At 60.9% G+C, this 20,786-nt stretch carries 18 protein-coding genes; 11 read left to right on the top strand and 7 right to left on the bottom strand.

The features are described 5' to 3' along the window. Window positions 1-6 precede the first annotated feature (6 nt). Both LG327_RS06880 and LG327_RS06875 read right to left on the bottom strand, forming a co-directional pair. Window positions 7-174 carry a lipoprotein gene (locus LG327_RS06880; RefSeq protein WP_404367630.1) on the bottom strand — a complete coding sequence of 56 codons (168 nt, stop codon included), beginning with the start codon at window positions 172-174 and terminating at the stop codon, window positions 7-9. Between the two features lie 49 nt (window positions 175-223). Further along, window positions 224-3,106 (bottom strand): class I adenylate cyclase, encoded by a 2,883-nt coding sequence (locus tag LG327_RS06875; protein WP_404367627.1) that lies wholly within the window; start codon window positions 3,104-3,106, stop codon window positions 224-226. Window positions 3,107-3,202: 96 nt separating this feature from the next. Here LG327_RS06875 and LG327_RS06870 point away from each other — a divergent pair, with 96 nt between their 5' ends. Further along, window positions 3,203-5,656: an EAL domain-containing protein gene (locus LG327_RS06870; protein ID WP_404367624.1), complete on the top strand. Its 2,454-nt coding sequence runs from the start codon at window positions 3,203-3,205 to the stop codon at window positions 5,654-5,656. Here LG327_RS06870 and argH read toward each other — a convergent pair. Then, on the bottom strand, window positions 5,653-7,050 hold the full coding sequence (argH, locus tag LG327_RS06865) for an argininosuccinate lyase (RefSeq protein ID WP_404367622.1): 1,398 nt from the start codon (window positions 7,048-7,050) through the stop codon (window positions 5,653-5,655). The two genes, LG327_RS06870 and argH, sit on opposite strands and share 4 nt — an antisense overlap. A gap of 94 nt (window positions 7,051-7,144) precedes the next feature. Between argH and LG327_RS06860 the strand changes: the two genes are divergently transcribed. The 6 genes from LG327_RS06860 to LG327_RS06835 all read left to right on the top strand — a co-directional run bounded on the left by LG327_RS06860 (window position 7,145) and on the right by LG327_RS06835 (window position 13,235). After that, the gene (locus tag LG327_RS06860) at window positions 7,145-8,239 is read left to right on the top strand and encodes a sensor histidine kinase (RefSeq protein WP_404367620.1); all 1,095 of its coding nucleotides are present in this window, start codon (window positions 7,145-7,147) and stop codon (window positions 8,237-8,239) included. Then, window positions 8,236-8,982, top strand: coding sequence for a LytR/AlgR family response regulator transcription factor (locus tag LG327_RS06855; protein WP_404367617.1), 747 nt, complete (start codon window positions 8,236-8,238; stop codon window positions 8,980-8,982). The genes LG327_RS06860 and LG327_RS06855 overlap by 4 nt, the downstream gene beginning before the upstream one ends. A 93-nt stretch (window positions 8,983-9,075) precedes the next feature. Then, window positions 9,076-10,017 (top strand): hydroxymethylbilane synthase, encoded by a 942-nt coding sequence (gene hemC, locus LG327_RS06850; protein WP_404367615.1) that lies wholly within the window; start codon window positions 9,076-9,078, stop codon window positions 10,015-10,017. Continuing rightward, window positions 9,998-10,813 carry a uroporphyrinogen-III synthase gene (locus tag LG327_RS06845; RefSeq protein WP_404367612.1) on the top strand — a complete coding sequence of 272 codons (816 nt, stop codon included), beginning with the start codon at window positions 9,998-10,000 and terminating at the stop codon, window positions 10,811-10,813. Before hemC ends, LG327_RS06845 begins: the two co-directional genes overlap by 20 nt. A gap of 65 nt (window positions 10,814-10,878) precedes the next feature. Next, window positions 10,879-12,003, top strand: coding sequence for a uroporphyrinogen-III C-methyltransferase (locus LG327_RS06840; RefSeq protein ID WP_404367609.1), 1,125 nt, complete (start codon window positions 10,879-10,881; stop codon window positions 12,001-12,003). Continuing rightward, window positions 12,000-13,235, top strand: coding sequence for a heme biosynthesis HemY N-terminal domain-containing protein (locus LG327_RS06835; protein WP_404367607.1), 1,236 nt, complete (start codon window positions 12,000-12,002; stop codon window positions 13,233-13,235). Before LG327_RS06840 ends, LG327_RS06835 begins: the two co-directional genes overlap by 4 nt. A 26-nt stretch (window positions 13,236-13,261) precedes the next feature. Here LG327_RS06835 and LG327_RS06830 read toward each other — a convergent pair whose 3' ends face one another. The 3 genes from LG327_RS06830 to rho form a co-directional block, all read right to left on the bottom strand. Beyond that, window positions 13,262-14,296, bottom strand: coding sequence for a 2Fe-2S iron-sulfur cluster-binding protein (locus tag LG327_RS06830; protein ID WP_404367604.1), 1,035 nt, complete (start codon window positions 14,294-14,296; stop codon window positions 13,262-13,264). Between the two features lie 12 nt (window positions 14,297-14,308). Continuing rightward, window positions 14,309-15,799, bottom strand: a complete 1,491-nt coding sequence (gene ubiD, locus LG327_RS06825) for a 4-hydroxy-3-polyprenylbenzoate decarboxylase (protein ID WP_404367602.1) — start codon at window positions 15,797-15,799, stop codon at window positions 14,309-14,311. A 112-nt stretch (window positions 15,800-15,911) separates the two neighbouring features. Next, entirely contained in the window at window positions 15,912-17,174 is a 1,263-nt protein-coding gene (gene rho / locus LG327_RS06820; RefSeq protein WP_404367600.1) for a transcription termination factor Rho, read from the bottom strand. Between the two features lie 346 nt (window positions 17,175-17,520). Between rho and moaB the strand changes: the two genes are divergently transcribed. The 4 genes from moaB to LG327_RS06800 are packed head-to-tail and all read left to right on the top strand — an operon-like array spanning window position 17,521 to window position 20,101. Continuing rightward, window positions 17,521-18,087, top strand: coding sequence for a molybdenum cofactor biosynthesis protein B (gene moaB, locus LG327_RS06815; RefSeq protein ID WP_404367597.1), 567 nt, complete (start codon window positions 17,521-17,523; stop codon window positions 18,085-18,087). Then, entirely contained in the window at window positions 18,087-19,304 is a 1,218-nt protein-coding gene (glp, locus tag LG327_RS06810) for a gephyrin-like molybdotransferase Glp (RefSeq protein WP_404367594.1), read from the top strand. The genes moaB and glp overlap by 1 nt, the downstream gene beginning before the upstream one ends. 8 nt (window positions 19,305-19,312) lie before the next feature. Next, window positions 19,313-19,603 carry a molybdopterin converting factor subunit 1 gene (moaD, locus tag LG327_RS06805; protein ID WP_404367591.1) on the top strand — a complete coding sequence of 97 codons (291 nt, stop codon included), beginning with the start codon at window positions 19,313-19,315 and terminating at the stop codon, window positions 19,601-19,603. A 3-nt stretch (window positions 19,604-19,606) separates the two neighbouring features. Then, the gene (locus LG327_RS06800; RefSeq protein WP_404367588.1) at window positions 19,607-20,101 is read left to right on the top strand and encodes a molybdenum cofactor biosynthesis protein MoaE; all 495 of its coding nucleotides are present in this window, start codon (window positions 19,607-19,609) and stop codon (window positions 20,099-20,101) included. A 59-nt stretch (window positions 20,102-20,160) separates the two neighbouring features. On the opposite strand, the gene mobA is transcribed toward LG327_RS06800, so the two are convergent. Further along, window positions 20,161-20,754 (bottom strand): molybdenum cofactor guanylyltransferase MobA, encoded by a 594-nt coding sequence (gene mobA / locus LG327_RS06795; RefSeq protein WP_404367585.1) that lies wholly within the window; start codon window positions 20,752-20,754, stop codon window positions 20,161-20,163. Window positions 20,755-20,786 lie beyond the last annotated feature (32 nt).

Genomic DNA, 20,786 nt, shown 5'->3' with positions numbered 1-20,786 from the left:
CCGGTGTTAGCTGTCTTTGCCGTCTTCGGACTCGCCATCCCGGGCAGAGTCCTGCTGGATGGAGCCGGCCTCCTCCCGGGCTGGTGCGTCACGATAGAGCGGCCCTTTCTGGCCACAGCCACCCAGCGCGACGGCCGTGATGGCCAAAGCAAGCACGTAACAGGAAGCCCGCATCGTCTGCCCCTTTCCCGATTCATTTTAACGGGCAGTATACCCGAGTCCGTTACGTCCGGGGAGCCTGTGAAGGTGCGCGCTCAAGAGCGCTGTTCAGGGCCTGCTCAAGCTCATGGCGGTAGTAGAGATACTGGATCGTCTGAAGATCCTGCTGATAGATCCGGGGATCTATGTCATGGGGCAGATGGACATCGGTCAGATAGACCGGGTAGGGCTCCCCCTGCCGGCGAAGGGAGTGGATGTAGTGGGCCACGGCAGAAATCAGCTGGTCGCCGTATTCCTGAACGGTGAACTCCTGGTCTCCACAAAAAACGTCGAACCTCAGGTGGCTGCCCCCTTCCTGGATCCCCACAGCCTGGACCTCAAGTCCGCCCAGCGGCACATCGTCGCCACGGAAAACCCGGCGCTCAGCCTGCCAGGCACCATCTTTCATAACCAGTTCATGGCAGAGTGCCTCAGCGACGCCGCCACTCAGGCTTGTGCTTTCCCGCAACTGTCTGCGCTCCATGAGATTCTCCAGAAACTTCAGGAGAGGAGCCAGCAGATGGCGGCGGCTGGAAAAGCGTTGCTGCCAGGCAAAAATCGACCCTGTTTCATCCAGCACCCAGAGTCTGGCCCGTTCACCCTGCAACTGGTAAAAAACCTGGACCGCTTCAGGCTGGCCGGCACAACAGACTGCCCGGAAAGCCGGGTCCCCCACTAGCGCATGGCGATCCAGAACAACCGGGGCCCAGGCCGCCTGTGGCTTCCTCAGATAGTCGTTCAGGGCGGCACGGCTCTCCAGGCCCACGAACCCCGGCTGGTCACCGCTGAACTGCAGGACGAAGAAACGCCGGTCCATTTCAATGACATACCTCAACGGGTGAGGCCCGGCGCCGCCGGCAAAGAAGTGGCGATGAACATCCTGAAAAAGTTCTTCCACCCGTCGGGCGATGGCTCCTCCGTGGCCGCCAGAACTGTGGACTGACAGCTTCGGAGGCTGGGGCGGGAATTCGGCCACTGCAGCAAGGTAGTTCTTGAGACACTGGATCAGGGTGTCGCCGCTGGCGTAGTGCTGCAGGCTTACCTCATGCCAGCTGTTGAGGGTGACCTGATCAATGCCATGAACCAGATTTTCCCGACCCCCGCTGAAACCAAGAGAATCGTGATGGGCGCTCAGCTTGTGCAGTCCCCGTTCGGTCAGCCGCGCCTGGGGATCTATGGCGACATTGACAAACAGCAGGGTATTCACAAGCCGCGCCGGTGCCTGCAACTCCTCACGACCCGCCGGAGGCAGGGGCACGGGCAACCTGGCACTCAGTGCTTCCAGCATTTCCCTGAGCTCGGCAACACTGAGAACACTGGTGCCGGCACGGACATTGAGACGGGTCGCCCGGGTCAGCAGACCATTGCAGTAACACCAGACCAGCAGGTCTGTCACATTGCTTGAGCGCCGGATTACCGGCTGCCAGAAGGCGTCCGAGGGATTTTCCAGATCCCGGTACAGCAACCAGCCCTCAGACACCTCCCCGCCCCCATGGCTGGACTGATGATGAAATGACAGATTTTCTTCCGCCAGGGAAGGCGCAATGTTGGGGTTAATCAGCTCGATCTTTCCGGCCTTGCGCTGAAAGGCCGCGTAAAGCTTGCGCCCAAGCAGTCCCATATCCGCTCTGCTGATCGCGGCTTTCAGGGCGTGCGTGCGGGCCAGTCTGGAAAGCAGACGGTAACTATGGGTGAGCTCATTGACAATGGCCCGACGGATTTTGATGACCTCTTCGGCGCGCCACTGCTGACGGTTATCCAGATCCCTGAGCCTGGTGTCATTCCAGCCCCAGTCAGATACCAGACCATGCAGCAGACGGCCTCGCCAGAGATCCCCCACGGCTTCCGCCCGACTAAGGGGCAGACCGGCCTTGAAGTAAAAAGCCGTCCGCACCAGGTCCAGCCGCGCTGGCTCATCCAGGGCCGTAAGCCAGCTTTCCAGACGCTGATACAGCAGGACATAGGGATCCAGCTGGTCGGGATCCGTTTCGCCGGCATACACCGCCGCCTTGAACGCCAGCGACAGCGGACCATTTGCGCTATCACGGGCATAACACTCAGTCAGCATGAGTTTCAGCAGCGATTTCCAGGGGGAGTCGATCCCCTTGTAGAGCTGCCACACCCCTGCACCGAGAAACTCTTCCTCCGGTATCGCCGGCACCGCCCCGAAATCAATGTAGTCATCGCCGCGGATAAAACGGCAGTCAATCAGCTGTCGCGCCCGCGCCTCATACTCATTCTCATGGCACGCAGGAATCAGCCACCAGAGGGGGAAGCGGCCAGCCAGATGTATGCTTGTGCGATAGAACTCGTCCAGCAGCAGGTAATGCTGTGCGCTGCCGCAGTTCTCGCCGTTGACCTCAGCCCGCTGGCGGCCTCTGCGCCAGTCAGTGGCGGCAAACACAAATACGTGGAGTTCGAGTCCGAGCATCGCTGCCCAGTCTGACACCCTGCTGGCCTTGCGCTCCAGACAGCGCACGCCCCGTTCTGACAGGTCCGGGCGGTGGCAGAGCCAGACATCCAGATCGCTGGCAACAGAGTGTCCCAGAGAGCCGGGACTGCCCATCAGAAACAGGGCTTCGATGTCGGGCTGTCGCTTGCCGCTGTCCCGGAGGCTGAAGGACCGTGCTATCCGCTGGGCGGCACTGATTGCATCAGGACCCGGGGTGTAACGGCAAACGCCGAAGGGACAGTCATGATCCAGGTAGCCGGGGAGTGCGGGATGATTGAGATGAAAAACCAGGGGCAGAAGGTCCAGCACCGAGTGCTGGCGCCAGCTGAGGGATGAGCGCACCCTCCCCCACCGCGCCTCGTTGACCAGACAGAACCGCTCACGAAGCCGACGCAGGGTCTTGCGGTCAATGCCTTCCTCGAAATCGAGGGTGATCGGAATGGCGTGGACGGTCACAGTGACTCCGCTGAGAGGTTCTTTCCGAACTCATTATCAGTATGATGACCGCATCGTGGCAAACCGTGCAAAAAAAATAAAAGCAGGGCAATTTCCTTGAAAGAATTCTTCATTCGCCGCTACCGGATTGAAAGCACCCAGCCGGATGCCCGCCGGGCCATGATCAGGGTCGATGACAGTGGCCTGATCACCTACGTGGACAATCAGGTCGAGCATGTTCTTGGTTATGATCCGAGCGAACTGGTAGGCCAGCCGGTGATGCGCATTGTTGCCGATCGCGAAGACGACCCCCTCAGCCCTGGCAACCGCCAGCGATTTGATGAGGGAGAGTCAGTGCTGCTGACTCTGCGCCACCGTGACGGCTTCTTCTTTACCGCCCAGATGACACTGCGCCTGGCCGTCCGGGACGCTGACCAGGCGGCCAGCGCCTTCATAACTCTGCGGGACTCGACACCCCTGAGCCCCAGGCTGGCCCAGCTGGCCGAGGATACCGGCGAGCTGGGCATCTGGGAACTGGATATCCGCGATAACCGGATGATCTGGTCCGAAGGGGTATATCGCGTTCTGGAGCTTCGGCCGGGTGCCGAAATCACCCCGGAACAGGCAATATTCTACTGCCAGGGCGCCCAGGCTCGCCTGCGGGCCCTGTTCCGGCGCTGCATACGAACCGGTCAGCCCTTTGACCTGACACTGGACCTCATCACTGCGCGCCAGCATCATCGCCATGTCCAGCTTCAGGGCCGAGCCCTGAAAACCGGCCTCCAGGTTGTCGGTGTTGGCGGGGTCCTGGTGGACCACACTGCCCGCCAGGTCCTGGACAGGGCGCGAATCAGGGCGACCAACGTGTTGCACGGGGTCATGGCCGCCACCGACGATCTGGTGCTGGCGGTGGACCCCGACCTCAATCTGTTACATTTCAATGAGGCCTTCCGGGTCCAGGCACTTCACACCTATAACGTGGAACCGGTGGAAGGCGCCAATCTGAACGACCTGCTCGCGGATTTTCCCAATGAACGTCGACTGGCACAGGGCCTCTGGCAGAGAGCCCTGGAAAAGGACAGCTTCGTGGTGGAAATCCCGCTGGCCCAGCAGGACCGCGACCTGCCCATCTATGAGATCCACTACCGCCGGCTGCTCGACAGCAAAGGCGAGCTGCTGGGTGCAGTCCAGGTGGCAAAGGACATATCCGAGCGGGTCAAGGGCTCCGACAACCGGCATTACCTGAGCCGGCACGACCCGGTGACAGGATTGCTGAACCGTCGGGAATTCGCGGCCCGGCTGAAGCGGCTGCTGATCAACAGCCGCAGCACTCCGGGCAGCCATGCGCTGCTTTACTTTACGATGAACAAGGCCGCGGAAATAAACGAACACGAGAACAATGGCGGTTTCGACAGGTACCTCCGTGCCCTGGCCGGGGAGCTTACGCTGAAGGTACGCCAGCGTGACTCCCTGGCACGCCTGGGCAGCGACACCTTTGCCCTGCTGATCGAAAACTGCAACCGCCAGGAAGCCAGCAAGGTGGCAGACAATCTGCTGGCATTCGTTGCCGGTTTTGTTTTTGAGTGGAAGAACCAGCCCCTCCAGACCTCAACCAGCGCCGGGCTTCTGCGGCTGACAGAGGACACGCCGACCGACGCCGAACGTCTGCTTGCCCAGGCAGCGGACCTTTGTGAGACCGCAGCTGCTGCCAGCCGCTCGCGCCTGCATGCGGCCGATGCCGTTAGCGGCGGTCGCGAGGAGGGTCTGAGCCGCCAGAAGCTGGAAACACTCCGGGACTGCCTCGACAATGACAGGCTTAGCCTCTATTACCACTCCCTGAGACCGGTAGCCAGTATCACCTGGGGCGACCATATCGAGATTCTCGCCCGGCTGCAGCCGGAAGACCCGGCCAGTCCGCTGATGCAACCGGGGGAATTTCTGCCCGTGGCGGAACGCTTCGGCCTTGCCGGCGACATTGACCGGGCGGTCATCCGCAAGACAATGGCCTGGTTCGGTCGCCACAGCCTGCTTGAACCCAGGCTGAAATACTGCGGCTTCAACCTTTCCCTGGCCAGCGTACTGGATGACAGTTTTCCGGATTTCGTCGGGGAACTGCTGAAGACCTCTTCCTACGCACCTGAGTGCTTCTGTTTCGAAGTGCAGGAGAAAACTGCCACCCAGTATCCGGATGAGGTGGCTGTCCTTTGCAATGCCCTGCACAGAATTGGCTGTCGGGTCGCCCTGGATGGCGCCGGCGCTTCGATCCAGAGCTACAGCCTGGCGGCGCGGCTACCGGTGGACATCATCAAACTGGACGAAGCCATGATGGCCCACCTCCACGATGACCCGGTGCAGCAGGTGATGGTGGAAGCTCTCCACCGGATTGCTGAAGCCGCCGGCAAGCACACCGTCGCGACGTTTATCGAAAACGACGACGCACTGCGGAAGGTGCGGGGCCTGGCTATTCACTACGGCCAGGGGTTCCGCCTGTCCAGACCCCGGCCGTTGAAAGATCTACGGCCCGTTGCCGTGGAGCTGGATACCGGCCGCATTGGCGGCCTGCAGGACTAGCCGGCAAGACCCGCCCGGGCCCGGGCAACCGCTGCCCGGACCTGGTCAGGGGCGGTTCCACCCAGGTGATTGCGGGCCTGGACCGAACCTTCAAGGGTCAGCACATCAAACACATCCTCACGGATCACATCGGAGAAGCAGACAAGCTCCGCCAGCGTCATATCGGACAGGTCCCGCCCCTCGGCAACGCCAAACGCAACCGCCTTGCCCACGATTTCATGGGCATCCCGGAAGGCCACACCCTTCTTGACCAGATAGTCCGCCAGATCAGTGGCCGTGGAAAAACCCCTCTTGGCCGCCGTGCGCATATTGTCAGCCTGGGCCCGGATGGCCGGCACCATGTCGGCATAGGCTTTTAGGCAGCCTTTCACCGTATCCACGGTGTCGAACAGGGGCTCCTTGTCTTCCTGGTTGTCCTTGTTGTAGGCCAGCGGCTGGCCTTTCATCAGAGTCAGGAGGCTTACGAGGTGGCCGTTCACCCGGCCGGTTTTGCCCCGTACAAGTTCCGGCACGTCCGGATTCTTCTTCTGGGGCATGATGGAGGAGCCGGTACAGAAGCGGTCCGGAAGGTCGATGAAGTCAAACTGGGCCGAAGTCCAGAGCACCAGTTCTTCGCTGAATCGGGAGAGATGGGTCATCAACAGCGCAGCGAAGCTGCAGAATTCAATGGCGAAATCCCGGTCGCTGACGGAATCCAGGGAGTTCTCGCTGGCTCGGTCAAAACCCAGCAGGCGGGCCGTCATGGCACGGTCAATGGGGTAAGTAGTGCCGGCCAGGGCAGCGGAGCCCAGGGGCATTACGTTCACCCGCTTGCGGCAGTCCTGCAGCCGCTCGGCATCCCGCACCAGCATTTCATACCAGGCCAGCAGGTGATGCCCGAATGTCACAGGCTGTGCCGTCTGCAAGTGGGTGAAACCGGGCATGATGGTGTCCGCCTCGCGCTCCGCCAGATCCAGCAGACCCGACTGCAGCCGTGCCAGCTCTTCGGCAATCACGTCAATCTCATCCCGCAGGTAAAGGCGGATGTCCGTCGCCACCTGATCGTTGCGGCTGCGGCCGGTGTGGAGCTTCTTGCCGGTGATGCCAATGCGGTCGGTCAGGCGGGCCTCGATGTTCATATGCACATCTTCAAGGCTCACGGACCACTCAAAGGTTCCGCTCTCGATGTCGGCTCTGACTTCGCCGAGGCCTTTAATGATCTGGTCTTTCTCCGCGGCGGTCAGCACCCCCACTTCGGCCAGCATGGTCGCATGGGCAATGGAGCCGATAATATCATGATGATAAAGCCGCTGATCAAATCCGACCGACGCTGTGAACCGCTCCACAAATGCATCCGTCGGTTCAGTGAACCGACCGCCCCAGGGTTTCTCGGCGCTCTTGTTCTGATCAGTCATGGTCTATCTTTCCTGCTGACAGCCCGGCATTATCTTGCGGACCTGAATGAAGTGAAGTCGGGATTATAACACTCTCTGGGAGACTCTCACCTGCATGAGCACAGCCAGCAGGAAAAACCGCCAGCCATCTGCTGAAGAGCCGGGCCGTGAAGAGTTCTTCGTACCCGACCTCTGCCGGGTGCGTGCTGTCTTCATGCTGGTCATCACCAGCGAACTGATGGTGCTGCTGGTATCCCTGATCCGGACCACTTCCGGATGGATAGACTGGAGCTACTTTGGGCTGCTGTCCCTCTTTACCCAGTGGACAGTGCTCACCAGCGCGGCCATCATCTGCGGCCTACGCCGCTACATGGAGCATCTGGGGGTCGGGTCGGCCAGTCTGGTCATCACGCTGATCGTGATGGCTGACGTACTGGTGTTCAGCCTGTTTGCCGAACAGGTCCTGGGCCCCGAAACCGGCTCCGACCGCTGGCAGGCAATCGGACGAAACCTGCTGATGGCGCTGATCATCACTCTGATGGTGTTGCGCTATTTCTACCTCCAGCACCAGTGGCAGCAGCAACGCCAGGCGGAAATGCAGGCCCGACTGACCGCTCTGCAGGCCCGTATTCACCCCCACTTTCTGTTCAACAGCATGAATACCATTGCCAGCCTCATTGCCACCCGGCCGGACCAGGCAGAAGAGGCCGTACTGGACCTTTCAGAGCTTTTCCGGGCCAGCCTCAGAGCCCAGGACCGGCTGATTCCCCTGCATGAAGAGCTGACCCTCTGCCGCCATTATCTTATGATTGAAGGGCTCCGGCTCGGGGAGCGACTCACGGTAAACTGGGACGTCGACGACAGCCTCAATTACCAGGCTGTGCCTCCACTGTCCCTTCAACCGCTGGTGGAAAACGCCATCTATCATGGCATCCAGCCGCGGCCAGAGGGTGGGAGCGTGAGCATTCTGGGTTATCGCAAGGGGGAATCTGTCTATCTGATGGTCCAGAACCCGAGGCCCGAGAAGGATCAGAAAAACCACGAGGGGAACCGCATGGCGCTGGACAACATCCAGGCGCGGCTGAGCGCCCTGTTTGGCGAGCCAGGCGTACTCAAGCACAGCCAGCAGAACGACACCTATACGGTAACCCTGCGCCTGCCCTGGCAGCCCCTGCGCACAGGCGCCCCAGCACCGGAGCCCACGCCATGACGGACGCCGGCATCCAGAGCATCCTGATCGCCGATGACGAACCGCTTGCCCGGGAGCGCATCCGCAGACTCGTGGACGACATACCCGGCTACCAGGCATGCGGCGAAGCCAGCGATGGCGACAGCACCCTTCGCGGCGTGGCGGAACTCCAGCCGGACATAGTACTGCTGGATATCCGCATGCCTGGCAGAGACGGAATGGAAGTGGCAGAAAGGCTCAATGATCTGACCCACCCGCCGGCCATCATTTTCTGCACTGCCTACGACCATTACGCCATCAACGCATTCCAGGTCCAGGCCATCGCCTATCTCCTCAAGCCGGTACGCCGGGAAGCCCTGGCCGATGCCCTCGGCCGGGCCGGACGGGTAAACCGGGTTCAGCTGCAGGCCATGCAGGCCAGAAATGAAAATCCGGAGACCCAGCTTGCGGTCCGCACTCACCGGGGCACAGAGTTGATCGAGCTGGCCGGCATCCGATACTGCGAGGCCGATCAGAAGTACGTCACTATCCATCACGCCCAGGGTGACACAGTGACCGACTTTACTCTGAAGGAGCTGGAAAGCAGTCATCCCGAACAGCTGATGCGCATCCACCGCCACACCCTGGTTGGCATCCGGCACATCCAGGCCCTGCATCGGTCGGAGGACGGCCAGTACCGGATCCGCCTGAGGGACGACAATACAGCCCTGGCCGTGAGCCGGCGGCATGTGAGTGACGTTCGCAACCGGCTCAGTGAAGCCTGAGATGTGGACAGCACCCGCGGCTTCAGGCGGGACTTTTGTGCCTTCACAGGTTACGCTTGGGCCACACTTTTCCAATCTGGCAAATCACTGAACATGTCAAAACGTACCCTTCGAATTGCGACCCGTAACAGCGCCCTTGCCCTCTGGCAGGCGGAATTCATCAAGTCCGAGCTTGAGCGCATGCACAGCCATGTCACCGTGGAACTGGTAGGCATCAAAACCCAGGGCGACAAGATCCTCGACGTGCCCCTGGCCAAGATCGGCGGCAAGGGACTGTTCGTCAAGGAACTGGAAGAAGCCATGCTGGAAGGCCGAGCCGATCTGGCCGTACATTCCATGAAAGATGTACCCATGAACCTGCCGGAAGGTCTGGGACTGGTGGCCATCTGCGAGCGGGAAGACCCCACGGACGCCTTTGTAAGCAACCACTTCAACACCGTTGACGAACTTCCGGACGGGGCGGTGGTTGGCACCGCAAGCATGCGCCGGGAATCCCAGCTGAGGGCCTACCGGCCGGATCTGCAGATTCACACCCTGCGGGGCAATGTGAACACCCGGCTGGGAAAACTGGATGCGGGGGAATTCGACGCCATAGTGCTGGCCAGTTCCGGCCTCAAGCGCCTGGGTTTTCATGACCGTATACGCTACTGCCTGCCCGACACCATTTCCCTGCCCGCGGTCGGCCAGGGTGCGCTGGGCATTGAATGCCGGCTTGACGATCAGGAACTCATCCGGCTGCTTGCGCCGCTCGACCACCGGGACTCGGCTGACCGTGTCCGGGCCGAACGCGCGCTGAATCGCCGCCTTGAAGGGGGCTGCCAGGTGCCCATAGCCGCTTACGCCCTGCTGGAATCGGAAGACACGCTCTGGCTTCGTGGCCTGGTGGGGGCGGTGGACGGCACAGAGATTTTCCGGGTGGAAGGTCGTGCCCCACGTGCCGAGGGCGAACGCCTTGGACGGGAGCTGGCGGAGGACCTGCTGGCACTGGGCGCAGACCGGGTACTCGCTGAGATTTATGGCCACACACCTACCTGAGGCGCCATTGAAGGGTAAACGGGTGCTGGTGTGCCGCCCCCGTCCCGAAGGTGAACGTCTGGCAGAGCACCTCACCCAGGCGGGAGCCAGGGTCAGACTTCTCCCTCTTCTGGACCGGGAGGAGCTTCCGGAAACGCCCGCCCAGCGCAGTCTGGTGCAGAATCTGGACCTTTTCCGGCATGTGATTGCGGTCAGTCCTCATGCCGCCCGCCTGTTACTTGCCCGGGTGGATACCTGGTGGCCACAGCTTCCGGTTGGCCTGCACTGGTACGGCGTGGGGGCCGGCACGGCCGCGGTACTCGAGTCTGCGGGTCTGACTCCCGGGGTCCCTGCCGGCGGATTCACCAGCGAGCACCTGCTGGAGCTCCCCGGACTGCAATTGCCAGAGGGCGAGCGGGTGCTCATTGCCCGGGGTGAAGGCGGCCGGGAACTGATCCGTGACACCCTTCTGCAGCGAGGGGCCGACGTCTCCGAGCTGCTCCTTTACCGCCGCCAGTGTCCGGCCTGGTCGGCCGATGACATCAGCAGCCATCTGGATGTGTTTGCTCCGGATGCCATTGTCGTGCTGTCCGGAGAAACATTGAACAATCTCATCGCACTAGGTAAGAATAGCGATCATAATCTGCAACAGCGACTGCTGGTAGTGCCGGTGGAACGGGTGGCGAAGCAGGCCAGAGCAGCAGGCTTCCAGTTCGTAAAAACACCCGACAGCCTGGACGACCGCGCCATTGCCCGGTGCATCGCCGGGCATCTGGCCTGCAGCAGGCAGAACAAGCAGAATAACCAGACTAAATAAACAAAGAACAAAAACAGCAAAAGATCATACAGGACCCTGCGGTCTCACCCACAGCCCAGCTAAGGATGCCCGTGACTGACTCAGACAAGCAACTGCCCGCCCGGACGGACCAGACTTCTCACGCTCACCCCCGAACCTGGCCCCTGTGGCTAGTGGTCATCCTGGCTCTGATACTCACCCTTGCCCTGGCATTCTGGAGCTGGATGCAGTGGCAGAAACAGCAGTCGCTGCAGCAGAGCCTCAGCGAAGTGAGCGCAGCCACCGATCGCCTTGACCGGGATTACAGTCAGACCGACAACCAGCAGAGCGAACGGCTACAGGCACTGGAAAACCGGCTGAGCGAAATGCGGGAGAAAATTGCCACCCAGCAGCGCCAGATCGACCACAACGCCCGCGAGCTGCTGGAAAAGGGAAGCCGTACCCGCACCGACTGGCTGCTGGCAGAGGCAGAATACCTGCTACGGCTCGCCAACCAGCGCCTGCTGATCGAAAAAGACTTCGAGGGCTCCCTTACGCTTCTCAAGACCGCTGATGAAGTGCTCGCGGAAACGGACGATATCGGGGTCTACCCGGTGCGACAGCAACTGGCCCGGGAAATAATGGCCCTGAAAAGCATTTCCGGCGTGGACCGGACGGGGCTCTATCTGCAACTGGAAGCGGCCATCGAAACAGTCCAGAAGCTGACCGATGCCGCCCTCAGTGGCCAGGGGAAAGCTCCGGAACCTGAAGCCATCGCTCCACTGGATGAATCCGAGAGTGGTGAGAGCAAGTGGCAGCGGGCCTGGCAGCAGATAAAGGAAACCCTCAGCAGCATGGTTGCCGTCCGCCGGCTCGACGAACCCGTTCAGCCGCCCATGTCTGCGGAACAGAGCGCCTATGCCCGACTCAACCTCCAACTGATGCTGGAAGAGGCTGAGCTGGCTCTGCTGGAGCGCAACCAGGTGCTTTATGACAGAGCCCTGACCAAGGCAACTGATTTCCTGTCCCGCTGGTACGACACCAGCGAAAATAGGGTCCAGGCCCTTCAGTCGACTCTTGCGGAACTGAAGGACAGGACCATCGATCCGGAGCTCCCGGACATCAGCAAATCCCTGGAACTGCTCAAGGGCAGGATTGCCGGGCGCATGGAAACGACCGAAAACGGATCCGGCAGTGACGACAGCAGCGACAGCGGGGATGGCGAATCATGATAAAACTGCTGATCATCATACTGGTTGCACTGTTGATTGGCGCCGGCCTGAGTCTGGGCCCCCAGTACGACATGGGCTATATCCGGATAAACCTTGGCCACTGGCTGATTGAAACCAACTTCTGGGTGGGCCTTGGCCTGATCATCCTGCTGGTGGCTGCGGTTCTGTTCGTGTTCGGGCTGATTCGCAGGGCCGGCAGAGGCGCGGGCGCAATCACCGGCTGGGTGGCAAAAGGCAGTGAACGCCGGGCCCGCCGCAGAACCACCCAGGGGCTTCTGGCCCTGGCGGAAGGCAACTGGCCCCGGGCCCGAAAGCTGCTGGAGGCTTCTGCCGACCAGGCAGACACACCTCTGATCAATTACCTGGCCGCCGCCCAGGCCGCCTTTGAGTCCGGCGATCACGAAGCCGTGGACGAACTGCTGCGCAAAGCCTTTGAGAGCACACCCGGCTCGGACCTTGCGGTGGGTATCACCCAGGCCCAGCTGCAGCTTGCAGGCAACCGTCTGGAGCAGGCTCTGGCCACACTGATCCGCCTGCGCAAACAGGCCCCACAGCACCCATTTGTGCTCAAACTGCTGAAAAATGCCTATGTAAGGCTGGAAGACTGGCGGGAACTGTCAAAGCTGCTGCCAGAACTGCGAAAACGGGACCTGCTGGAAGCCACGGAACTTGACGAACTGGAACGCAGGACCTGGCAAAATCTCCTTCAACGGGCGGCAGAGGAATGCCGGCGTCAGTCTGTTGGAGGCCAGTCCCTGGAGCCCCTGAACCGTCTGTGGGATGAAATGCCTGGTTTCCTTCGTAAAGATGAGCAGATCGTTTACGAATATGCCCGCCTGCTGGCGGATCTGGGCGATGAAGCCCAGGCTGAGGCACTGGTCCGCAAGATCCTTCGCAATCACTGGAGCGACGAGCTGATTAACCTGTACGGCCGACTGGAAGGCAGAAAAACCGATGAGCAGTTACTGGCAGCCGAGCGCTGGCTGCAGGACCGGCCCAACAATGCTGAACTCCTGCTGGCACTGGGTCGGATCAGCCTGCGGAACGAGCTCTGGGGCAAAGCCAGGGAATATTTCGAAACCAGTCTGCGGCTTCGCCGCAGCCGCGAGGCGATGGCGGAACTCAGCCGGCTTAACGCTCACATGGGGGAAGATAACGCCAGCATCAAATTGCTGATGCAGGGGCTGGTAAAAGACAGCCGACTGCCCGACCTGCCCATGCCGAAAGCCTGAGGGCAGAACCTGGAATGCCGCGCGGCTCAGGCCGGATTCTGGGGCGTGTTCCGGGGAGCATATTCCAGTACATCGGAATGAAATTCCGCCTCCGGAAGCCCGGCCGCCACAAGCGCATCCATCAGCGTGTACACCATGGTGGGAGAGCCGCTGGCCATGACCCGGACATTGCTCCAGTCGTCGCCTGAGGCCAGCACTGTGCGCACCAGCTGGTCATGATGTCCGGACCAGTCATTGTCTTCGCTGTCACCCACCACCGGCACAAAAGTGAACTCTGGCCACTCCTCCTCCCAACGCTGGGCGAGACTCCGGAGGTACATGTCCTCATGGCGCCTCACGCCCCAGAACAGACGGACAGGTTGATCAGATCCGGTTTCCCTCAGGTAATCCACCATACTTTTCATCTGGGCAAAGCCCGTACCCGCTGCCACCATCAGCAGGGGTTTTTCCGGGGCGGCAGCCAGACAGGCCCGACCATGGGGCAACTCCAGGGTGACAGGACGCCCCGATCGCAGCGCATCAATGACCCGCTGGGCTGAAACCCAGTCGGGAGTCGCCTGTATATGCAGCTCAAGCTTTTCGGCCCTGGGGCTGCTGGCAATGGAGAAGTAGCAGGGATCGGCCTCCGGCAGCACCACGGAGAGGTACTGCCCGGCATGAAAAGTCAGCTCCCTGCGGCGCGGCAACTGAAGTTCCACCCGGTATACGTCGTGGCTGATCGACTTTACCTCCGCAACCTTTGCCTGAAATTTCCGGGGGGTGATTTCTCCAACTGCCATAACGGCCTCTATCTCCAGTTCAAGGTGGCCGGCCGCCTGAGTGCGACAAAGCATCAGGCGGCCGGCATTGGGTACCAATGCATGCGTACGGTTGTTCAGGGCCCTGCCCCCGATCAGCAGGGCCTCGCAGAGCTCGCAGACACCGTTGCGACAGGCAGACGGCACCGCTATGCCCGCCTGATGGGCGGCAGTCAGCAGATCTGCCTCTCCCGAGGCCAAAAAAGAAAGCCCTGACGGCCTCAGTGTCACCCGGTGCCGGACCGGCTGCGCCCCCTCCGCCATGGAATCTGGCCTCTATGACTCGGGGCTGGACGGTGGAACTTCAAGGCCGAGCTGATCCCAGATGTCATCCACCCGCTGCCTGACCTCATCCGTCATGGTAATGGGGGTTCCCCACTCCCGGCTGGTTTCACCAGGCCATTTGTTAGTGGCATCCAGTCCCATCTTGGAGCCCAGACCGGCAACCGGCGAAGCAAAATCCAGATAGTCGATGGGGGTGTTTTCCACGATCAGGGTGTCCCGCACAGGGTCCATCCGGGTAGTCATGGCCCAGATCACATCCTTCCAGTCCCGGGCATTGATGTCATCATCTGTGACAATCACGAACTTGGTGTACATGAACTGGCGCAGAAATGACCACACCCCCATCATCACCCGCTTGGCATGGCCGGGATACTGCTTTTTCATGGTGACAATGGCCAGCCGGTAGGAACAACCTTCCGGCGGCAGATAGAAATCGGTGATTTCAGGGAACTGTTTCTGAAGGATGGGCACGAAGACTTCGTTCAGCGCCACCCCGAGAATGGCAGGTTCGTCCGGCGGGCGTCCGGTGTAGGTGCTGTGATAGATGGGATCCTGCCGGTGGGTCATGCGCTCAACAGTGAACACCGGGAACTGCTCCACCTCGTTGTAATAGCCGGTATGGTCACCAAAGGGCCCCTCGGGAGCAGTGTCACCCGGGTAGATAAATCCTTCGAGGACGATCTCCGCACTGGCCGGAACCTGCAGATCGCTGAGACCGGCTTTGACAAGCTCGGTGCGTGCGCCCCGGAGAAGACCGGCAAAGGCATACTCGGAAAGGGAATCCGGCACCGGCGTCACGGCGCCAAGGATGGTCGCCGGGTCCGCGCCGAGAGCCACGGCGACCGGAAAGGGTTCTCCCGGATGGGCTTTCTGCCATTCCTGGAAATCCAGGGCGCCCCCGCGATGACTGAGCCACCGCATGATGAGCCGGTTGCGACCAATGCGCTGCTGGCGGTAAATGCCCAGGTTCTGCCGTTCCTTGTGTGGCCCCCGGGTGATGACCAGTGGCCAGGTCACCAGCGGGCCTGCATCGCCCGGCCAGCAGTGCTGCACGGGAATTTTGGTCAGATCCACGTCGTCTTTGCCAATAACCACATCCTGGCAGGGTGCGGAACGCAGCACTTTCGGGCTCATTTTCATGACCTTCCGGAACACCGGGAATTTCTCCAGGGCATCACGGAAGCCCTTGGGCGGATCCGGCTCCTTGAGAAAAGCCAGCAGCTTTCCCACGTCCCGCAGGCTGGCAACATCATCCTGCCCCATTCCGAGGGCCACCCGCTTCGGGGTACCGAACAGATTGGCCAGCACCGGCATGTCATAGCCTTTCGGCCGTTCAAACAGCAGTGCAGGGCCACCGGCACGCAAGGTGCGGTCACAGATTTCGGTCATTTCCAGATACGGATCCACTTCCACGGTGATGCGTTTCAGCTCGCCCTGCTTTTCAAGCTGGCTGATGAAATCGCGCAGGTCGCTGTAATTCATGGCATGCCCTGTGTTGGGGTGTCAGGGATACGATACGGGGAACCCGGCAAAGCGGATGTCGGCGGAGCGCTGGTGCGCTCCGCCGGAGACGGTGATCCTCCGATCCGCGCCCTTAACGGCGCTTCATGGACTGGAAGAACTCGTCGTTGGTCTTGCTCTCGCGCAGCTTGTCCAGCAGGAACTCAAGAGCCGCGGTATCATCATCCATGGAGTGAAGCAGCTTGCGCAGGATCCAGACACGCTGGATGTCGGCCTCTGCCATCAGCAGGTCCTCCCGGCGGGTGCCGGAGCGACGGATGTTGATCGCCGGATAGACCCGCTTTTCTGCAATCTTGCGGTCCAGATGCACTTCCATGTTGCCGGTGCCCTTGAACTCCTCGTAAATCACTTCGTCCATTTTGGAGCCGGTGTCTACAAGGGCTGTGGCCAGAATGGTCAGGCTGCCGCCCTCTTCCACATTACGGGCAGCACCAAAAAAGCGCTTGGGTTTTTCCAGAGCATGGGCATCCACACCACCGGTCAGCACCTTGCCCGATGAAGGGATCACGGTGTTGTAGGCACGGGCCAGACGGGTGATGGAATCCAGCAAAATCACCACATCTTTTTTGTGCTCAACCAGCCGCTTGGCCTTCTCGATCACCATTTCGGCCACCTGTACGTGGCGGGCCGGTGGCTCATCAAAGGTGGAGGCAATGACTTCGCCACGCACGGTGCGCTGCATTTCCGTCACTTCCTCGGGCCGCTCGTCAATCAGCAGCACCATGACGTGACATTCCGGGCTGTTCCGGGTGATGGCCTGGGCAATAGTCTGCATCAGCAGGGTCTTACCTGCTTTCGGCGGAGACACTATGAGGCCGCGCTGACCCTTGCCGATAGGCGCAACCAGATCCAGCACCCGGGAAGACAGATCCTCGGTGCTACCGTTGCCGGCTTCGAGAGTGAGTCGCTCATCAGGGAACAGCGGCGTCAGGTTCTCAAACAGGATCTTGTTGCGGGCATTTTCCGGCTTGTCGAAGTTTATTTCGTTGACCTTCAGCAGCGCGAAGTAGCGCTCGCCGTCCTTCGGCGGCCGGATCTTGCCCGCCACTGTATCCCCGGTGCGCAGATTAAATCGGCGAATCTGACTGGGAGACACATAAATGTCGTCAGGACCGGCGAGGTAAGAGGCGTCGGCGGACCGCAGAAAGCCGAAGCCGTCCTGCAGTATTTCCAGCACCCCGTCACCAGAGATGTCTTCACCGCTTTTCGCGTGTTTTTTCAGGATGGAAAAGATCACATCCTGTTTACGGGAGCGGGCGAGGTTCTCAAGACCCATTTCCTGCGCGGTATCGAGCAGTTCGGGCACGGATTTCTGCTTCAGTTCAGTAAGATTCATAAGTTGTTAGATAATCAGGGATGGAAGTAAACAGGGTTTGAGTGGACAGGGGCAACCCCCGAGTATGTAGTGCAAAAGACGCTTGCTTCACGCTGGGAAAGGAACCGCCGGGCGGGCGCCAGGCAGAACACTCAGGCCAGAGGCTGGGGAACTTCAGCTTCTGCTAACACGACGATCTTTCCTCAAGACATTGGTAAATGTCAAGTACCTGAAAGACCTCATCGGGGATCATTATAACAACAACGGCGGGCAATACCAGCCCTTCCAAAATTCGCCCTCCAACGGGATACTGTTGGTTCCGGCACGCCGGCAGGCAAAACCAGACAATACGGAGCATCCAGTCGAAATGACAACCAGCATTCAGACCAGATCACTCAACCTCGCAATTCTCACTGTGTCCGACTCCCGGGGCGCCGGCGAGGACACGTCGGGCCAGTATCTTGAGGATTCCGTGCTCGCTGCGGGTCATCAGGTAATCTCCCGCAGGATACTCCCGGATGATGTCTATCTTGTGCGGGCGCTGATTTCCCGCTGGATTGCCGAGCCAGACGTCCATGGGGTTCTCATTACCGGCGGCACCGGCTTTCACGAACGGGACAGCACACCCGAGGCTGTCACTCCCCTACTGGACAAGATCATTGAAGGCTTTGGCGAGGAATTCCGGCGGCTGTCCGCGGAAGAAATCGGATCCTCCACAGTGCAGTCCCGGGCCTTCGGCGGCCTCGCCAACCACACGGTGATATTCTGCCTGCCTGGTTCTACCGGCGCCTGCCGGACGGGATGGGAGGGTATACTGCAATACCAGCTCAGCGGAACCCAGAAGCCCTGCAACTTCGTCGCCCTGGTCAGCCGCAAGCCGGAAAGTCCGGTTGGTCGCCTCAATGAAATCATCGGTTCGAAGGCCATACGCTGATGTCACTGGCAAACCTGACCTCCGTCGACACTGCCCTGCAGCATCTTCTGGAAAGCGCGAAACCGCTATCTGAAACCGAAATGGTGCCCCTCGGAGATGCCCTGGGGCGGGTTCTGGCCGAGGACCTGTCCGCACCCATGGACGTGCCCCAGTCGGACAACAGCGCGGTGGACGGCTACGCTTTTCGCTGTGCCGATCCGGGTGCCGATCGACGTCTGCCCGTATCGGGCCGGGTTGCCGCGGGTGACAATCCGCCGCCCCTGCAGGCAGGCACCGCCGCTCGCATCTTTACCGGCGCCCCCATTCCCGAGGGGGCTGATACTGTGATCATGCAGGAAAACACCACTCTGGACGACGGCCATGTCTCTTTTGAGAGCACGCCCCCGCCGGGGCAGAACATCCGGCGTCGGGGTCAGGACCTGCAAAAGGGCACCGTCGCCCTGAGCAGCGGAACCCGCCTAAGGCCCCAGGAGCTGGGTCTGATCGCTTCGCTGGGTTGTGACCGGGTTCCGGTCTGGCGGCGGCTACGGGTCGCGATACTGACCACGGGAGACGAACTGGTGGAACCGGGGCACAGCCTCACTCCCGGCCAGATCTACAACACCAATCGTTATACTCTGCAGGGCCTTCTTCAGCAGCTGGACTGCAAGGTGGTCGCCTGCCAGACAGTTCCGGACCGGCACGAGGCCACGGTGACAGCTCTGAAGGAAGCAGCAGCCAGCGCCGACCTGATCATCACCAGCGGCGGCGTATCCGTGGGCGAAGAAGATCATCTGCGGGCAGCGCTTGAGGAAATCGGCGAACTGTCACTCTGGCGGCTGGCAATCAAACCGGGAAAACCTCTGGCTTTTGGCCAGATTTCTGGCACTCCGGTACTGGGACTGCCCGGTAATCCCGCTGCCGTGCTGGTGACCACCCTGGTTATAGCGGCTCCCTTTATCCGCCGGTGCCAGGGCAACACAGGCCTGCCACCAAAGCCGGCCCAGCTGCCAGCGGGCTTTACTCTGGACAAGGCCTCCATTCGCCGGGAATTCGTCCGCGCGCGGAGGGAATTGCATAACGGGCAGATCGTTGCCATCGCTTACCCCAACCAGAGCTCGGGCATGCTCAGCTCCGCATGCTGGGCGGATGGTCTTGCCGTCATTCCCGAAAACACCACGGTCAAGCCAGGCGACATGGTGAGTTTTTATGCTTTTTCCGACCTGACGGGCGCCTGAAGGTGAACATGAATTCTGCAGACATCAGCAATAAAGGTACTCAAACCATCACCGTCCATGTCCGGTTTTTTGCCCGGCTCAGGGAAACACTGGATACGGACATTCTCACCCTGGAGCTGCCCTCTGGCAGCACCGCGGGTGACCTGTTCGAACAGCTGGCGGACCAGGGCGGACCCTGGGCAGAACTTCGTGACGGCAAGCCGGTGATGATTGCGATCAACCAGAGCATGGCGCGCCCGGCCAGGACGCTGGATGACGGGGACGAAGTTGCCCTGTTTCCACCGGTAACGGGGGGCTGAACGATGAACAGAACCGAGTCGAAGGCCGGAAAGGTCACCGTGCAGGAGGCCGATTTCGATCAGGCTCTGGAATACCGGTTACTTCGTGACAGTGGGACCTGCACCGGCGCCATCGCCACCTTTACTGGCCTGGTCCGGGACTTCGGCGACCAGGCCGGAGTTGAAGGCCTGTACCTTGAGCATTATCCCGGCATGACGGAAAAAGTCATTGAGGATCTGGTGACGGATGCCAGCAAACGCTGGGACATAGGTGCCGCGCGCATCGTCCACAGGGTCGGACACCTGCGCCTCGGTGACCAGATTGTCTTCGTGGGCATCAGCAGCAGCCACCGGAGCGACGCCTTCGCTGCCTGTGAATTCATCATGGATGCCCTGAAAACCTCAGCGCCCTTCTGGAAAAAGGAAATCACCTCTGAAGGCGAACACTGGGTGGAACAGAAAGCCTCTGACCGGGAGCGCAGTTCCCAGTGGCAGGGGGAAGACCAGGAGCGCCCCTGACCCGGCACACCGGAGCAGACTTTCGTCCCCGGCGGAGGACAAGTCCGGGCTCCCGGCCTTCAGCCCGCGGAATCCGGAAAATCTTCAGGGCGGTTCCGGTTGGCGAAGGCCTCCGGAAAGCCGTTGCAGTCGACCTCCAGCGCACACTGGGCGCGGGTAAATCCCTGCACTCGTCGTTCGCCGGATACGAGATAGTCCCTGAGCTCTGCCTCAAGTACCACGGGATAGATCCCGTGAAGGGGGTGGAGCCTGTCATCCATGCGGGCCAGCACCGGCGAGGCCGGGCTTCCCCCCGCCGCCTCCAGAAGATGCCTGAAAAGTTCCGGTGATACCCCGGGAGTGTCGCAGGGCGAGACCAGAACAGCCTCGAAACCCAGCTTTCGTGCCCGCACAAGACCCGCGAGAAGGCCGGCAAGAGGTCCCTGCCATGCCAGCTCCGGCGGATCCGACAGGACTTCATCAGTCCAGCAGGCATACTGGTCCAGTGACCGATTGGCACTGATCATCACCCTGGGCACTACCGCACCCAGGGCATCTGCCACGCTTGCGGCCATGGGACGCCCTTTCCATTGCACCAGCCCCTTGTCAAGGCCGCCCAGCCGGCGCCCCTCTCCGCCAGCAAGAATCAGCCCTGCGACCCGTTCAGCCTGCACCTGATCGCCTCCCCGCGTTTAGCCCCCATAAA

Origin of the sequence: Marinobacter sp., assembly GCF_044799475.1 — a bacterium.
Classification (GTDB): Bacteria; Pseudomonadota; Gammaproteobacteria; order Pseudomonadales; family Oleiphilaceae; genus Marinobacter.
The sequence above is the reverse complement of the archived record's forward strand: the minus strand, read 5'-3'. Positions and strand labels throughout refer to the sequence as shown.

Bases quoted from the DNA above. Each gene is read 5' to 3' on its own strand.
- LG327_RS06835 (WP_404367607.1), top strand. From the start codon at position 12,000: ATGATAAAACTGCTGATCATCATACTGGTTGCACTGTTGATTGGCGCC.
- LG327_RS06855 (WP_404367617.1), top strand. From the start codon at position 8,236: ATGACGGACGCCGGCATCCAGAGCATCCTGATCGCCGATGACGAACCG.
- LG327_RS06800 (WP_404367588.1), top strand. From the start codon at position 19,607: ATGAACAGAACCGAGTCGAAGGCCGGAAAGGTCACCGTGCAGGAGGCC.
- rho (WP_404367600.1), bottom strand. From the start codon at position 17,174: ATGAATCTTACTGAACTGAAGCAGAAATCCGTGCCCGAACTGCTCGAT.
- LG327_RS06830 (WP_404367604.1), bottom strand. From the start codon at position 14,296: ATGGCGGAGGGGGCGCAGCCGGTCCGGCACCGGGTGACACTGAGGCCG.
- argH (WP_404367622.1), bottom strand. From the start codon at position 7,050: ATGACTGATCAGAACAAGAGCGCCGAGAAACCCTGGGGCGGTCGGTTC.
- glp (WP_404367594.1), top strand. From the start codon at position 18,087: ATGTCACTGGCAAACCTGACCTCCGTCGACACTGCCCTGCAGCATCTT.
- moaD (WP_404367591.1), top strand. From the start codon at position 19,313: ATGAATTCTGCAGACATCAGCAATAAAGGTACTCAAACCATCACCGTC.
- LG327_RS06840 (WP_404367609.1), top strand. From the start codon at position 10,879: ATGCCCGTGACTGACTCAGACAAGCAACTGCCCGCCCGGACGGACCAG.
- LG327_RS06845 (WP_404367612.1), top strand. From the start codon at position 9,998: ATGGCCACACACCTACCTGAGGCGCCATTGAAGGGTAAACGGGTGCTG.
- ubiD (WP_404367602.1), bottom strand. From the start codon at position 15,799: ATGAATTACAGCGACCTGCGCGATTTCATCAGCCAGCTTGAAAAGCAG.
- hemC (WP_404367615.1), top strand. From the start codon at position 9,076: ATGTCAAAACGTACCCTTCGAATTGCGACCCGTAACAGCGCCCTTGCC.
- LG327_RS06860 (WP_404367620.1), top strand. From the start codon at position 7,145: ATGAGCACAGCCAGCAGGAAAAACCGCCAGCCATCTGCTGAAGAGCCG.
- LG327_RS06880 (WP_404367630.1), bottom strand. From the start codon at position 174: ATGCGGGCTTCCTGTTACGTGCTTGCTTTGGCCATCACGGCCGTCGCG.
- moaB (WP_404367597.1), top strand. From the start codon at position 17,521: ATGACAACCAGCATTCAGACCAGATCACTCAACCTCGCAATTCTCACT.